This is a genomic window from Brevundimonas sp., from assembly GCF_044239655.1.
GTDB lineage: Bacteria > Pseudomonadota > Alphaproteobacteria > Caulobacterales > Caulobacteraceae > Brevundimonas.
In genome coordinates this window covers 1-14760 of the sequence record NZ_JBIIAY010000075.1, presented here as the reverse complement: position 1 = coordinate 14760, position 14760 = coordinate 1, and the positions used below count along the sequence as shown (strand labels likewise).

The following is a 14760-nucleotide window of genomic DNA, read 5'->3' as shown; positions in this document are numbered from 1 at the left end:
GGATAATACTGACCGAGGTGGTGTTCAGCGGCGTCAGGTCGATCTTGTCGATCCCGGTCTCGAAATCATACAGATTGTCAAAGCCCGCAGCCTGGCTTGAATCTGACGGCGTTAGATATCGAAAGATATCTGCCCCCACCCCGCCCGAGATCGCATCCGCTCCGCCGCCGCCGGTGATGGTGTCGTTGCCCGCACCGCCCTGGATCGGATCGGCCAGGCTGGACCCAGTTAGGATATCGGCATTGCTCGAACCGGCCAGATAGATGCCGAAACCATTGGCGTAGAAGAAGTCCGTGCCGTTCACCGCTCGCCTGTCGGCCGCCAGCATAAAATCACCGCCCGGGGTCTGGGCGAATACGAAACTGGAACCGTTGTCTGTGCGGATGACGCTGATCGACGTCGGATTTAACGCCGTCAGATCGATCCGGTCGAACCCCGTCTCGAAGTCGTAAAGGTTGTCGTAGGCAGCGGCATTGGAGTCCGTTACGGCGACGTACGCATAGGTATCGCGCCCACCGCCGCTGGCAATGGCATCGGCTCCTGTCCCGCCCGTCAAGACATCGTCGCCGCCTTGCGCCGAGATTACGTCAGCTAACGCAGTGCCGACGAAAATGTCGGCGCTGTTTGACCCGATGAAGTTGATCGCCGTCGGGTACCCCAGACTGATGTTGGACGAGTTCGGAGAAATCCCATTCGGCCCTCCCCTGAGCAGCACTTGGAAGATGCCGGATGGAGTCGTGGCAGAGACCACGTTGTCCCGACTGTCTAATCGGCGGATAGTCAGCGACGTTGCATGTAGCGCGGTCAGGTCGATCACATCTGGTCCTGAGACCCCAAAGTCTGTGATGAGGTCCATCACTGCTTCTGTAGAGTCCAGAGCTGAACTGAAGTAAAATGTGTCACGTCCTGGTCCACCCGACAGGATGTCATAGCCAAGCGAGCCAACCAGCGTGTCGTCTCCCTCACCGCCGTAGATTGTGTCGCCCAAACTGGTGCCAATGAGGACGTCGGAGTAGTCCGACCCCACCAGATTGACCCGCAACAACAGCCCATCGCTGCCGAAGACGTCGGTAGCCTCGATCGAGCCGTTGACCCCGATAACGGTCTGAGGTCCGGACCCATGACCTGCAAAAATCAAAGTGCCTCCGCCATTGGTACGGACAAGACTTAGGCCCGTGGGCAGAACACCTTCGATGACAATGATATCTGAGCCGGTCTGAAAGTCGGCGATGGAGTCGATGGCGGTGCCAGTCGAATCTCCGGGTGCGAAGACAAACACATCCGCCCCAGCGCCCCCGGTCAATTGATCCGGTCCCGGACCGCCGCGCAGGGTGTCCGATCCTGCCAGACCATTCAGAATGTCATCACCCTCCAGCCCGGTCAGGATGTCATCGCCGGACGTTCCGCTCAGTGTATCCGGGCCGCTGGTTCCGGTGATCGTGGGCATGACAAAACTCCCTACAGGACGTGGAGAACCTAACCACGCTCTGGATCGCTTGGACAGCGCCGCCTTAGCTTTGCACTCCGCAACGATATCCTTCGATCCGGCTGACTAGGGTCTGCTTCGGGTCGACTCCGACCAAAGGCACCGATGCCGCAAGCAGACGTTTCGCAGCCAATAAGGGACCCCCGGTCAACTCCCTCCTCCTCACCCCGCCCTTGAACCCGCAGCCCCCACGCTCTATTCCCCGCGCACAGGAACAGGAGCATCCCATGCTGGCTCTCGGCATCATCATCGGTTTCGTCGTCGTGGTCGGCGCTATCAACTATTTCGAGTTCGGCCGGGTTGACTGAGCCTACGGGCCAGACCGTTCGCAACGGCGCTGCGCTCGTCACCGGGGGCGGCAAGCGGATCGGGCGGGCGATCTGTCTGAGGCTGGCGCGGGCCGGGTTCGACGTCGCCCTGCACTACCGGTCCGATCCGGACGAGGCCGAGGCCACGGCGGATGAGGTTCGTGCGCTCGGCCGCCGCGCCGCCATCGTCCGCGCCGACCTGACCGACGAGGCCGAGGTGCGGGCCCTGGTCCCGGCGGCCGTCGCCGCGCTCGGCCCCCTGTCTGTCCTGGTCAACAACGCCTCCGTGTTCGAGGACGATCGTGTCGGATCCCTCAGTCGCGAGAGCTGGGACCGCCATATGGAGACCAACCTGCGGGCGCCGATCGTGCTGGCCGAGGCCTTCGCCGCCGTGGCGGTCGACGGCGCTTCGATCGTCAACCTGCTGGACCAGCGGGTGCTCAAGCCCGATCCGCGCTTCATCTCCTATGCCCTGTCGCGCAACGGCCTGTGGTGGGCGACGCGGACCCTGGCCCAGGCCCTGGCACCGCGCATCCGGGTCAATGGCGTCGGCCCCGGGCCCACCCTGCCGTCGATCCACCAGACGCCGGAAGAGTTCGCCGCCGAGGCCGCCGCCACCCTGTTGCAGCGCCCCGGCTCGCCCGAGGCCATCGCCGACGCCGTCGCCTGGCTGGTGGACGCCGACCTCGTGACGGGCCAGATGATCGCCGTCGACGGCGGTCAGCATCTGGCCTGGCAAACGCCTGACATCGTGGATTACCCAGCATGACCGCCGTGGCCGCCTTTCCCAACACCGACGCCGCCCGTCAGGAGGGGCTGAAGGTCTTCGTGCGGGGCCTGCGGGTCGAGGCCGGCATCGGCGTCTATGACCACGAGCACGGCCGTCTCCAGACCCTGATCATCGATGTGACGCTGGAACTGTCGCCCCACGACGTCGAGCGGCTGGCCGACACGGTCAACTACGAGACGATCGCCGACGCGGCCCGCGCCATCGTGGCCGAGGGTCATGTCGGGCTGGTCGAGAGCTTTGCCGAACGGCTGGCGCTGGATGCCCTGAGCGACGCCCGGGTGCGCCGGGTCACCGTCCGGGTCGAGAAACCGGGCGCGCTGGAGGCCGCCGAGGCCGCCGGGTGCGAGGTCGTTTACGCCCGCTGACGACTGGCGACGGTTGCGCCTGCGCGGCCGGACGGCCATTGTCCCACGATGATCCTGGCGTCGATCGCGGCTGCGGCCCCGGCGACGCTGCAACGCTTTAGGTCGAGCGCAAGGTCGCGCGACGCCGGAGAAGACCGATGGCCGAACCCGGCGATCCCTCGTCCCACGATCACGACGACCTGATCGGCTTCACCTCGCCGGGGTCGCTGGCCGGAACCGCGCGGACGCCTGAACCGCGCAAGGTCGAGCCGCCCGTGGCCGCGTCCTGGACCGCGCCCGTCCCGCGCTACCGCGACGACCCGACCGACGACCTGTTCGACGACGACGCAGACCCGATCGACGCCCCGGCCGTGTCCGAAGCGCAGGTGGCCGAGACGGAGTCCTCGCCCGAACCGGCGGTGCAGACCGAGGCCGCCGATGACCTCGGGCCCCTGTTCACGCCCGGGACAGCCATTCCGGCCGTCGCGCCCGTTGTGGCCGCCCCCGTCGCGGCGGTCGCTGCATCGCAGCGCCCGGCCAACGCCGATTTCGACGCCCCGCCTGCGCCCCGGCCCGCTGCGACACCGGCCGCCGACGCGTCTGTTCTGCCCGCCTGGGCGCGCGAGACGCCCCGGCCGCCCAAGCCCGGACCCGCCGCCTTCGGCCGCGCCCAGCGCGCTGCGCCACCCGAAGGGGCGATGAGCCTCTATGCCGTCTATGCGCTCATCCTGTTCGCCGTGCCGACGTTCGGCCTGGCCGCCATGATCGCCCTGGTCTCGGTCATCAGCCGGCCCGTGCCCGCCCAGGACCTGGCGGCCAGCCATTTCATCTTCCAGAAGCGCACCCTGTGGGTGGCGGCGATCGGCGCGGCGATCGGCGTCATGCTGATCCCGGCGGTAAACCTGATTGGGGTCTTCGTCCTCGTCGGGATGGCGCTCTGGGTCATCGTGCGCGGTGCGGCGGGCCTGATCCGCCTGGCCGCCGGCCGCCCCGTCAAGAACCCGCTGACCTGGACGATCTAGGAGCTCTCATGACCGACACCGGACCGAACCAGCCCCGCCTCGGCGAAGGCCTGCACCCGTCGGAGGGCAAGCCCGCCGCCATCATCGCCTGGGCCCTGTATATCCTGTCGATCCCCAGCGCGAACCTGCTGGTCATCGTCGGCCTGGTCGTCGCCTATGCCGGTCGCGGCTCGGCGACGGGCGTGGCGCGGGATCATATCGAGGCCCAGATCGCCCTGTTCTGGTCCGTCTTCTGGTGGACCATCGGCCTGTGGATCGTGACGATCGTGGCATTCGTCACCGTGATCCTGTTCCCGCTGGGATTCGTCGGCCTGCTGCTGCTGTTCCTGCTGCACATCTGGTTCACGGTGAAGAGCGTGCTGGGTCTGATCAACCTGTTCTCCGACAAGGCCCCCTGAGGTTTTCCGGGGAACAGGCACGCGCGCCGTCTGTTGATCCCGCGACACCCCGACAGCCTCGAAGGACCGCTCCATGACCGATCTCCGCGACGTAACGGCCGAACAGCGTTTCGAGCAGGGGTTCACCGACGCCGACGGCGCGCTCCGCCGCGTCTGGGCCGACTATGCGATCCAGGGCGAGGTCCGCGCCATCCTGCATGTCGAGGCCGAGGACGAACTGCGCGGCTCAGGCGCAGCCGGGCGGTTCATGGCCAGCCTGGCCGACCATGCGCGGGCCGAGAAAATCAGATTGGTGCCCCGGTGCAGCTATGCCGTCGCCTGGTTTCGCCGCCACCCCGATCAGAGTGACGTTCTGGCGTAGAGGTCAGGGCAGGCGGCTGACGATGGTTTTCATCGTCTCGGCCTTCTGGGGCAGATCGACCATCAGGCGCGAGGCGATCTCACGCGCACCGACCGGATAGGCGTCGCCGCCCTCGGCGATCTCCTTGGCCATCTCGGCGGCCTGGAACAGCACCTTTTCGAGCGCCTCGACCTGTTCGAGCGCCAGGGCGCGGGCCTCGAGCTGCAGCCGTTTGACGCGTTCGGACGTGGTCTCGGGTGCCCGCATCAGATCATAGACCTCGCTCTGGGCGGCGACGAGGCGCAGGTCGGGCTTGCTGGGTGTGCTGGACGATTTCGGCATGACGGGATTCCTTCGTCAGCATCGAATGCGGATCCAGCTTGACCGTTCCCCGCGATCCGGCCTCCGGATCAGGAACCGCCACCACTGTGGCGCTCGGGCATCACAGCGGCCCGGCGTCGACCATGTGATCGAGGCGGGCGTCGGCCCTTTGCCCCTCCTGCTCCTCCTCCAGAACCTCGGCGGCCTGGTCGTTGAGGGCCCGGCCTTCGCGGCGGGGTTTGACATAGGGTTCGGGCTGCGGTGTCGAGGTGTTGTTGCGCCACAGCGACCGGCCTGCCTGCAGACCGTCCGCGACCTGGAGCGTCAGCCGCTCCTCGTCGCGACGCCGGACGTCCTCAATGGTCTCGCGCGCCTCGTCTTCAGAGAAGCCGAGGTCCTTGAGCACATGTTCGCCGAAGGCCAGGGCGCTCTCGAAGGTCTCGCGGATGTGGAACTCGACGCCGGCCTTGATCAGGCGGATCGAATGGCCCCGGTCGTAGGCGCGCACGAACAACTTCACCAGCGGGAACTCGGACTGGATCAGTTCAACGATCCGGTCGGCGGCCTCGGGCTTGTCGACGCAGACCAGAACGGTCTCGGCGGTTTCGACGCCCGAGGCGCGCAGCACGTCCAGCCGGGTGCCGTCGCCGTAGTAGACCTTGAACCCGAACTTGCCGGCGGCCTGGATCATCTCGACGTCGGAATCGACGATCGAGACGTCGACGTCGCGCCACAACAGGGTCTGGGCCGCGACCTGGGCGAAGCGGCCGAAGCCGATGATCAGCACCCGTTCGCGCAGGCCTTCGGCGCGATCGACGTCGTCGAGATCGTCGATCGAGACCGCGTCGTCCTTCAGCAGCCAGCGCGACACCACGATGGTCACCAGCGGCGTCAGCACCATCGACAGGATGACGATGGCCGTCAGGATCGCGCTGGTCCGCGCGTCAAACAGGCCGGCCACGGTCGCCGCGCCGAACAGGACGAAGGCGAACTCGCCGCCTTGCGCGAACAGGGCCGCGCGCTCCAGCGCCTCGTTGTGCGAGGCCTTGAACAGCCGCGCGACGCCATAGATGCCGATCGCCTTGACGACCATGAACAGGGCGACGCCGCCGATCACCCAGCGCCAGTCCGCCACGACCACGGCCAGGTTCAGCGACATCCCGACGCTGAGGAAGAACAGGCCCAGAAGAATGGACCGGAACGGATCGACATCGGCCTCCAGCTGGTGGCGGAAGGTCGAGTCCGACAGCAGCACCCCCGCCAGGAAGGCCCCCATGGCCATCGACAGCCCGCCCAGCGCCATGGCCCAGGCCGCCCCGCAGACCACCAGCAGGGCGGCGGCCAGCATGACCTCGCGCCCGCCGTACCGGGCCAGCTGACGGAACAGCGGATTGATCGCGTAACGCCCCGCCACGAACACCACTGCGACGGCGGCGACCGCCAGCCCGATCGTGCGCCAAAGCGGCGGGCCGTCCTCCGCCGTGCCCAGGGTCGAGGCCAGAACCGCGACGACCGCCAGCAAGGGCACGATGGCCAGGTCCTCCAGCAACAGGATGGAGACCGCGCGTTGTCCCGACGGCGACGACAGTTCGTTGCGTTCGTCCAGGCTCTGCATGATCACGGCCGTGGACGACAGGACGAAGCCCATGGCCCCGATGAAGGCGACGGGGGCCGCAACCCCGAACGCCATCGCCGCCCCGGTCAGCAACAGGCCGCAGGCCGCGACCTGGGCCGCGCCGAGCCCGAAGATTTCCTTGCGCAGCTTCCACAGCTTGGCCGGTCGCATCTCCAGCCCGATGATGAACAGGAACATCACCACGCCCAGTTCGGCGACGTGCAGGATCGCCTCGGCGTTCTGGATCAGACCCAGGGCGAACGGGCCGATGGCCAGGCCGGCGGCCAGGTATCCCAGCACCGACCCCAGGCCGAATTTGCGGAACAGCGGGACGGCGACGACCGCGGCGGCCAGCAGGGCCACACCGTGTCCCAGATTCAGTCCCGCAGCGTCCGCCATGCCCTCACCCTTTCGTCGAGCCTGCATAGTGGCGACTGCGGCGACGCTTTGCGAGGCCACGGAAACGAACTATTTCGGTGACGACCGCTTGGTCCGGCAGTGTCGGCTCGCCAGGCGGAGGCCAGAGGCATCGATCCATGAAGCGCCTGCAATGCCGTGTCGCCTGCGTGTCGGTATCGGCCATGCTGACCATAGGCCTCTGCGGGCAGGCGCTGGCACAGGATTTTCAGGGTCTGGTGACCATCCATGTCGCCGGCGATGATCGTTACACCCTGCCCCACACCATAAGGCTCGAACCGGCGACGCACGGCGTGTCACGATCCGTCGCCGAGCTCGAGACCCGCCTCTGGCGCGCGACCCGCACATCGGAACGCGGAACCGAAGCGATCACCTCGGATACCTGTCCCGGCTTGCAGAACGCCGCGCTGAGCTTTCTTCATCTGCCGCCGATCCCGATCGCTCCGTTCGCTGGCGCGGTCTTCGGCGACGCCACGATCCCGATTCCGCCCACCCGAAAGGACGGATTCTCGACCCGACTGTCGTTCTCGACAAAATCAGAGGACGGATCGACGGCGGAGGTCCAGATCGCGCACGGCAACGCCTACGCAGCTTGGGGACACGATACGGTGTCGGGCCTGCTTTCGTGCTGGGGGCCTTTGCTGCCCTGACGATCGGACGCTTTCAGCATCGATCCTAAAAGCCACACTCTTCGCGCGCCCTATTTCGCGCCGATACAGGCCACAGTTTCGACGAACGGCAGTCGGTCTCATGCAGCAACGACATAATCCCGGGAGGATGCGATGCTGGCGACCATGCTGAAACAGGGGGTGGCGGCCGTGCTCGGCCTGTCCGTGGCGGCCCCGACCGTGATGCCCGTATCGCAGCCACAGGTCGCGCGCGCTTTCGAGGACGGTGACGGCGTGGTCAGTCAGGCCGCCTGCGCCGCCGTCGGCATTCGGGTCCAGGACGGACGACAGAACTATGCCCTGTCGGTTTCCCGGACGCCGACGGGCATGGCCGCACCGGCCTCCATCGCACCGCCGCCCGTCACCCTGCCGATCACGCCGACGGCGAAGGAGGACAGGGTCGAGTTCCGCGCGCCGCCGCCGCCCTATGTCGCCCCACCGGCCCCGCCGCCTCCGCCTGCGCCGATGATGACGGCTCATTCTCCCGTGGTGGGTATGGTCATGCCCCATCCGGTCCGTCCCGCCGACACCGAACGCTATCCCGACGCCACGCCCAATCCTGTGAAGCGGGTCACCGACGAGCCCGTCTCGACCTTCTCGATCGACGTGGACACGGCCGCCTATGCCAACGTCCGCCGCTTCATCTCCGAGGGCGCGACCCCGCCGAAGGACGCGGTGCGGGTCGAGGAGATGATCAACTATTTCGACTATGGCTATGCCCGGCCGACCAGCGCCGCCGAGCCCTTCGCGATCACCACCGCCGTCGCGGCCTCGCCCTGGTCATCCGGCCGCCAGATCGTCCACATCGGGCTGCAGGGGTACGAACTGCCGGCCGGCGAGAGGAAGCCGCTGAACCTCACCTTCATGGTCGATGTCTCGGGCTCGATGCAGTCGCCGGACAAGCTGGGTCTGGCCCAGCAGACCATGAACCTGATCATCGACAAACTGCGTCCCGAGGACCGGGTGGCGGTCACCTATTACGCTTCGGACGTCGGCACCGCTGTGGGGCCGACGCCGGGGTCGCAGAAGCTGAAGCTGCGCTGCGCCGTCGCCGCCCTGAACGCCGGGGGTTCGACCGCGGGGGCGCAAGGGATGGTCAACGCCTATGAACAGGCCGAGGCCGCCTTCGGGGCGAACAAGGTCAACCGCATCCTGATGTTCACCGACGGCGACTTCAACGTCGGGGTCACGGATGACAAGCGGCTGGAGGACTATGTCGCCGACAAACGGGGCACGGGCATCTATCTGTCGGTCTACGGCTTCGGGCGCGGCAACTATCAGGACGCGCGGATGCAGACGATCGCCCAGGCGGGCAACGGCACTGCGGCCTATATCGACGACCTGAACGAGGCGCGTCGCCTGTTCGGCCCGGCCTTCGATCGCGGTGCCTTTCCCATCGCCGACGACGTCAAGATCCAGGTCGAGTTCAACCCGGCCCGGGTCAGCGAATACCGTCTGATCGGCTACGAGACCCGGCTGCTGAACGAGGAGGATTTCAGCAACGACGCCGTCGACGCGGGCGAGGTGGGGTCGGGTGCCTCCGTCACCGCCCTGTACGAGATCACCCCCGTCGGTGGGCCCAGCCAGATCCCCGAGCGGCGCTATGACGGCAATCGGCCGGACAACTCGCTCGGCGTCGGCGGCGGCGATCCGGACGGAGAGGTCGGCTTCGTCCAGGTCCGCTACAAACTGCCGGGCCAGCCCACATCGCGCCTCATGCAGAAGGTGGTGTCGAACGCAGGCTACGTCCCCGTATCGGCCCAGCCACCCGAGCCCACCCGCTGGGCCATGGCCGTCGCCGCCTTCGGCCAGCGTCTGCGCGGCGATCCGTGGATGAGCGCCGACTTCGACAACGCCGCCATCCTTGAGCTGGCGCAGGGCGCTCGCGGCGACGACCCCTACGGCGAACGCGCGGCCTTCGTGCAGATGGTGCGGGCGGCCGACCGCCTTCCGGCGCGGTCCCGGCCCTAGCGGCCTCCGGCCAGGTCGGACCAGCGCCAGTTCGGGGCACCCAGGGCGATGCGCGGGCTGCCGGGTGCGTCGCCCAGGGTGATCAGGGCATAGCCTCGCATCGCCTGCCGGCGACAGGCGGGGGGCGAAAAGGCGATCTCGACCGCAATGGCCTGGCGCACGCCCGCCAGCCCGCGCCCGGCCTGTCCCGGCGTCATCAGCCAGTCGCCGTCCCACAGCAGCAGGGCGCGGTCGCGGCCGATCGAACCTTGCGCCTCTGCGGCCGTGCGCCGGATGTCGGCATCGTCGCGCAGGGCGTCCTGAAGCCGTCGAACCATGTCGCAACGGCCGCCCGACCCCGTGCCTGCGCCGTCTCCCGATCCGGTGCCCGAGCCCTCGCCTGAGCCCGCCCCGGCGACGGTCGCCCCGCCCAAGGCCTCGGCACCCAGGCCGACGAAGGCGACAACCGGCGCGACGCTCGCCACGACGGTCTCGACATTCGCCGGGACCGGGCGCGGTGCCCGGGTGCGGAGAGGGGGCGGTGGCGGAGCCGGGGGCGGCGCAGGCGGGGCAGGGGAGGCGGCCGACGGCGTCGTTTCCGGCTTCGGATCCGGGGCAGGTTCGGGGGCCAGTTCAGGCTCCGGCGGCGGAATCGGAAGCGGTGGAGGCTCCAGATTCAGGATCACGGCGTCGAAATCGTCATCGGTCGACGAAAAGGCAGGTGGGTCGGCGGGGGTCAGAAACAGCAGGGGAAGCAGTGCCAGATGGGCACCCAGACTGATCGCCACGGCCAGTCCCGGCCGTCGCCTTGCGCGTGTCTGTGCCCTGCGCACAGGACTGGGCTCGGGTCCGGTCACGTCTGCAAAATCCTGTTTGCTCAGAGAGGGTTGAACGGGTCGGCCGATGTCGAAGGCGCGCGGCCGGGGATGGAGTCAGCCCCTTACCGACCATGGCCCCGCGTCAGGATCGTGACCACGCTCGCCGCCCTGCGGCCTCTCTCCGGCCAAGCTAACGGCCCCGCTTCGTCCACGGTCAAGCTGACGTGTTTTGGCCGTTTGCCCGACCTCATTTGGCCGTCCGCCCTACTTTAGTTTCATCCGGTTATGTCGCCATCCGGCGTGACCCCCCACCTCCCAGGGAGACCGAAGTTGAAGATTTCGACCATCAAGACCGCCGCCGTCATGGGCTCCGTCCTCGCGCTCGGCCTCGCCGCCTCCGGCTGCGCCAGCCACAAATTCGTGCGTGAGAACCTCGCCGTCGTCGATGCCCGCGTCGACCAGACCGACCAGAACGTGGCCCGCGTCGAAGGCACCGCCGGCGAGGCCCTGCAACGCGCCACGGCCGCCCAGAAACTGGCCGAGGGCAAGTTCCTCTATGAAGTGGTCCTGTCGGACGACTCGGTGAAATTCCCGACCGACGTCGACGCCCTGTCGCCTGAAGCGGAACAGCGCCTGACCGAACTGGCCCAGCGGCTGAAGGCCGAGAACCGCAATGTCTATCTGGAGATCCAGGGCTATACCGACGCCTCGGGTCCCGAAGGCTACAACCAGCAGCTGGGTCAGTCGCGGGCCGAGGCGGTGCGCCGCTCGCTGAGCCGCCAGGGTATCGCCCTGAACCGGATGGCCACCATCTCTTATGGCGAGGAATCGCCGGTGGCCCCCAACGACAGCCCCGAGGGCCGGGCCCAGAACCGGCGCGTGGCGATCGTCGTCCTGAGCTAGTTGACGTCGGCGGCGGGGCGGACGATGGGTCTGGAATGTCCGATCTGATCACCGCCCCGCTGAACACCCCGCTCGACGCGCCTCGCAACGGCCTGGAACAGGTCATCGAGGCCGCCACGGCCGATCCCGCCCACTGGCGCGCGTTCGAGGCCCTGCTGCCGACCGTCGACCTGTTCCTGGCCCCCGACGGCGAGATGCTGAAGGGGATCGAGCCCGGCGCGACCGGGATGCGCACGATGCGCACCGATCAGGCGATCGACGTCAAGGGCGTGACCCTGGACGACGGCCGGGTCGCCGCCGGCGTCTTCACCGATCCCGAGCGGCTGAAATCGGCCTGGGGCGAGGACACCGTCTTCATCGCCATGAACGGCCATCAGGTGCTGTCCCTGTTCCGAGAGGGGCCGATCATCCTCAACCCCGGATCGCCCCGCATCCTGCTGTTCCAGAAGGACGACATCGCATCCCTGCTGGCCGCCGCCGACCGGATCGCGGGCGAGGGGCGTCAGGCGGGCGGGCGTCCGACGGGCACGGTTCAGCTGGGCGCCCCCGATATCGAACCCACCGTCCTGCTCGAACGGCTCAAGGCCGCCTTCGGACCCGTCGGCGGCACCGGCATCACCGCCGCCTGGCTGGCCCGCGCGCACTGGGCCGAGGTCAACCGCTGGGGCTGGTACGTCGATGTCCGCACCGCCCGCCCGATGGACGAGATCCAGGCCATGGTCGGCCGCGCCGTCACCGGCGTCTCCTTCGGCCAGGAAACCCTGGACGTCGCCGTCGATCGCCCGGGCACCCCGGACGGCGTCGGCCTCCGCATCGTCTGAGCCGAGGCCTCGGCGCGAGGGTTCATCACCAAGACCACGAAGGAAATCCACGAAGGTCACAAAGGGTCTGCGCGGGCCGGCGACCGTGGCCCATGAAATCACGTGGCGTCGTTATGATCTGGAGGCGGCGAAGCCGCGTTGGAATCGGGCTCCAGACAGGTGGAGGCTCATGCACGGTCTCTTCGTGGTCTTGGTGGCCCTACCTTTGTGCTCTTCGTGATGAACCCAGCCCTCGAATGGTAGACAGGTCTATCAGGCACCGCCGGCACTATTCCAGGATATCCACCGGCAGGATCTGGCTGGCCAGCAGGGTCTCCATACTGTGCCACCGGTCCGGTCCCTGCCGCTCGACCCAGGCCTGGACCGTGTCGCGGCCCAGGCCGTAGTTGATCACATAGGAGCCATAGGTATCGATGAACCGCACCCGCTGCGCCGCCTTGTCCGGCGCGGTCAGGGTGTATTTCGACAGCAGGGCGGCGGCCTGTTCGCGGTTGATCCGCCCGGCCAGATAGTCGTCGGCAATGGTGTACTCCGACCGCCCCAGCTGACGGATCAGGCCCAGCAGCGCATTCTTCTTCACGACATCGGCGGGGGGCAGACCGGCCAAGGGCATCAGCACGTCCCGCTCGAACGCCGTGCCCTCATCCCCCGGAAAGGCCAGGTCGATGCCGTAGTTTGCGCTGCCTTCCGCCACGAACGACATCGGCGAGAACAGCGGATAGACGCTCATCTCCACCCATCCCTTCTCGCGCACGAAGGTCTGTTCCAGCAGGGCGTTGTAGACGTGGTGACCGGGGTATCCCTCGTGGCACCCCAGGTCGATGGCCCGTTCCGTATAGATCGGGAAGTCGGTGTTGATCTCGATCTTCGACGCCGCCCCGCCCTGGAAATAGTTGTAGCCCGACCAGGGCTTGTCGGTGACGAGGGCCAGGGTGAAACTTTCATTGGCGGGCAGGGTGATGTGGCGCACCGTCCGCGCCCGGCACTCGGCGATGGCCGCGCGCATCACCGCGTCCAGCCGGTCCTTGGGGATGACGAAGGCCGCCCGAAAAGCCGTGACCCGGTCGATCAGCGGCCCCTCGCCCGGAACCAGGGCCTCGATCCGCTGAAGGATGGGATCATAGTCCGACAGCGGCTTCAGCTCCGGCCGCACCCCGAACAGGGCCTCGGCCTGATCCGCAAACCCCAGTTTCTCGCCCTGCAACATCCGCAACCGCGCCTGCGCCGCCGAGACATGGGCCTTCAGATAGGCGACCCGCTGGCGTTCGTCGGGCGTCAGCGGCGTCGAACCCCCGGTGCGCGGCAGGTCGTTCAGCCGATCGGCCAGGTCGGCGGCGTCGGCCGCCAGCAGGGCGGCGTTGCGCGGCGCAGCCTTGGCCGCCGCAGCCCATTCCGCCGGGCCGTAATAGGCATCGACATAGCCGGGCTCGACCTCGCCGATCCCCAGGATCAGCTTCACATAGTCCCCGGCGATCAGGGTCAGACTGTCGGTAGCCAGGGCCTCGGCCGTGACGGCCTGGGCCGCCGGGCGAGGTGCCGCCTCCATCCCGGTCTCCATTCCTGGCGCGCAGGCACCGACGCTCAGCAACAGACACAGGGCGATCCGGCGCATCGACGCTCTCCACTCAGACGCCGCGGACGCTAGCGGTCCCGGCGCGGGCCGCCAAGCGTTCGCATCCACCCGCTCGCCGTCAAAGGGATTGAGGCGGAGCCCCGCCTGCTGTAAGGCCCTGCCTCCGGCGTCCGCGCCGCAATGCACCCGTAGCTCAGCTGGATAGAGTACTGCCCTCCGAAGGCAGGGGTCAGAGGTTCGAATCCTCTCGGGTGCGCCATCTTCTCCGAAAAGCCAGGCTTTTTCGGATGCTTAGGCCCAAGCAACATCCTCGATACCGTTCAGTGTGCCACAACTGTGTGCCACAGGTCCCTGCGTGAGCGGTCCGAGGCCGACGCATCTCACGCGCCGAGGAGCCGTTTACGCAGTCCGCTTTCGACTGCCGTCAGATGTAGCGCGGAAAATCGGGGTCACAGAGCTTAGAAAATCCCTGCACACCAAGGACCTTGCAGTGGCTCGTGGTCGCTGCTTGGTTGCGGCGACTTGGTTCGAGACGACGATGGAGCGGCTGCGTCTTATGAGTTCGCCCACACGCGTCGATTTGGAGAACGCCGCCCGCCTGTTCTTTCAGCGGCTACAAATGGAAGTGCACGGCCGAACTTTTGCCCCCGCGCACCCGAAAGCTGACCTGGACAAACACATCGCCGGTGCGGAGGAACGGATCGCCGCCTTGGACGGTCAGCTCGAAGAGAATGGATACGACCATTGGGTTCGCGCAAATGCCGCCTCGATGTGCGCGACAGCCTCCATTCCGACCGACCATTTGGATGCCGATACAAAGCAGTTTGCGCGCCATCTTGCCGCCCGTGCGGAACGGGCGAAATGTGAGTATCTGATCCATCAGTTCACTTCGCCCGCGACGGTCTTCGCACCTTCAGACGGGCTTTGGGTCCAGCAGATGCCAACGGTGCCCGGTCCGTTCGCAATGCCTCGTGCGAATGTCCTGC

Annotated in this window: 15 protein-coding genes, 1 tRNA gene and 1 pseudogene; 12 read left to right on the top strand and 5 right to left on the bottom strand. The window is 67.3% G+C overall.

Annotated elements, in window-relative coordinates:
- A partial coding sequence (locus ACILQR_RS10910) for a M10 family metallopeptidase C-terminal domain-containing protein (RefSeq protein WP_395651444.1) occupies positions 1-1447 on the bottom strand: 1447 nt, incomplete at its 3' end.
- Positions 1448-1786: 339 nt separating this feature from the next.
- Here ACILQR_RS10910 and ACILQR_RS10905 point away from each other — a divergent pair.
- The 5 genes from ACILQR_RS10905 to ACILQR_RS10885 all read left to right on the top strand — a co-directional run bounded on the left by ACILQR_RS10905 (position 1787) and on the right by ACILQR_RS10885 (position 4709).
- The gene (locus ACILQR_RS10905) at positions 1787-2563 is read left to right on the top strand and encodes an SDR family oxidoreductase (protein ID WP_395651443.1); all 777 of its coding nucleotides are present in this window, start codon (positions 1787-1789) and stop codon (positions 2561-2563) included.
- Positions 2560-2949, top strand: coding sequence for a dihydroneopterin aldolase (gene folB / locus ACILQR_RS10900; protein ID WP_395651442.1), 390 nt, complete (start codon positions 2560-2562; stop codon positions 2947-2949). The genes ACILQR_RS10905 and folB overlap by 4 nt, the downstream gene beginning before the upstream one ends.
- 137 nt (positions 2950-3086) lie before the next feature.
- The gene (locus tag ACILQR_RS10895; protein ID WP_395651441.1) at positions 3087-3950 is read left to right on the top strand and encodes a DUF4870 family protein; all 864 of its coding nucleotides are present in this window, start codon (positions 3087-3089) and stop codon (positions 3948-3950) included.
- Between the two features lie 8 nt (positions 3951-3958).
- Entirely contained in the window at positions 3959-4348 is a 390-nt protein-coding gene (locus ACILQR_RS10890) for a hypothetical protein (protein WP_395651440.1), read from the top strand.
- Between the two features lie 73 nt (positions 4349-4421).
- Positions 4422-4709, top strand: coding sequence for a GNAT family N-acetyltransferase (locus tag ACILQR_RS10885; protein ID WP_395651439.1), 288 nt, complete (start codon positions 4422-4424; stop codon positions 4707-4709).
- A 3-nt stretch (positions 4710-4712) separates the two neighbouring features.
- Here ACILQR_RS10885 and ACILQR_RS10880 read toward each other — a convergent pair whose 3' ends face one another.
- On the bottom strand, positions 4713-5030 hold the full coding sequence (locus ACILQR_RS10880; protein WP_271146245.1) for a hypothetical protein: 318 nt from the start codon (positions 5028-5030) through the stop codon (positions 4713-4715).
- A 100-nt stretch (positions 5031-5130) separates the two neighbouring features.
- Entirely contained in the window at positions 5131-7023 is a 1893-nt protein-coding gene (locus ACILQR_RS10875) for a monovalent cation:proton antiporter-2 (CPA2) family protein (protein WP_395651438.1), read from the bottom strand.
- 137 nt (positions 7024-7160) lie between these two features.
- Here ACILQR_RS10875 and ACILQR_RS10870 point away from each other — a divergent pair, with 137 nt between their 5' ends.
- Positions 7161-7691 (top strand): hypothetical protein, encoded by a 531-nt coding sequence (locus tag ACILQR_RS10870; RefSeq protein ID WP_395651437.1) that lies wholly within the window; start codon positions 7161-7163, stop codon positions 7689-7691.
- Between the two features lie 132 nt (positions 7692-7823).
- Positions 7824-9680 (top strand): von Willebrand factor type A domain-containing protein, encoded by a 1857-nt coding sequence (locus ACILQR_RS10865; RefSeq protein ID WP_395651436.1) that lies wholly within the window; start codon positions 7824-7826, stop codon positions 9678-9680.
- On the opposite strand, the gene ACILQR_RS10860 is transcribed toward ACILQR_RS10865, so the two are convergent.
- The gene (locus ACILQR_RS10860) at positions 9677-10516 is read right to left on the bottom strand and encodes a hypothetical protein (protein ID WP_395651435.1); all 840 of its coding nucleotides are present in this window, start codon (positions 10514-10516) and stop codon (positions 9677-9679) included. The genes ACILQR_RS10865 and ACILQR_RS10860 overlap by 4 nt on opposite strands.
- Before the next feature lie 324 nt (positions 10517-10840).
- Between ACILQR_RS10860 and ACILQR_RS10855 the strand changes: the two genes are divergently transcribed.
- Together ACILQR_RS10855 and ACILQR_RS10850 are read left to right on the top strand one after the other, a co-directional pair.
- The gene (locus ACILQR_RS10855; protein ID WP_395651445.1) at positions 10841-11380 is read left to right on the top strand and encodes an OmpA family protein; all 540 of its coding nucleotides are present in this window, start codon (positions 10841-10843) and stop codon (positions 11378-11380) included.
- A 35-nt stretch (positions 11381-11415) separates the two neighbouring features.
- Positions 11416-12201, top strand: coding sequence for an SseB family protein (locus ACILQR_RS10850; RefSeq protein WP_395651434.1), 786 nt, complete (start codon positions 11416-11418; stop codon positions 12199-12201).
- A gap of 268 nt (positions 12202-12469) precedes the next feature.
- On the opposite strand, the gene ACILQR_RS10845 is transcribed toward ACILQR_RS10850, so the two are convergent.
- Entirely contained in the window at positions 12470-13813 is a 1344-nt protein-coding gene (locus tag ACILQR_RS10845; protein ID WP_395651433.1) for a hypothetical protein, read from the bottom strand.
- A gap of 143 nt (positions 13814-13956) precedes the next feature.
- Between ACILQR_RS10845 and ACILQR_RS10840 the strand changes: the two genes are divergently transcribed.
- From ACILQR_RS10840 to ACILQR_RS10830, 3 genes and pseudogenes are all read left to right on the top strand, one after another.
- Positions 13957-14033 (top strand) — tRNA-Arg (locus tag ACILQR_RS10840).
- Positions 14034-14099: 66 nt separating this feature from the next.
- Positions 14100-14267 (top strand): annotated as a pseudogene (locus ACILQR_RS10835) (DUF6538 domain-containing protein); the annotation flags it as partial.
- 45 nt (positions 14268-14312) lie between these two features.
- Positions 14313-14760: hypothetical protein (locus tag ACILQR_RS10830; RefSeq protein WP_395651446.1), on the top strand; the 448-nt coding region annotated here is incomplete at its 3' end.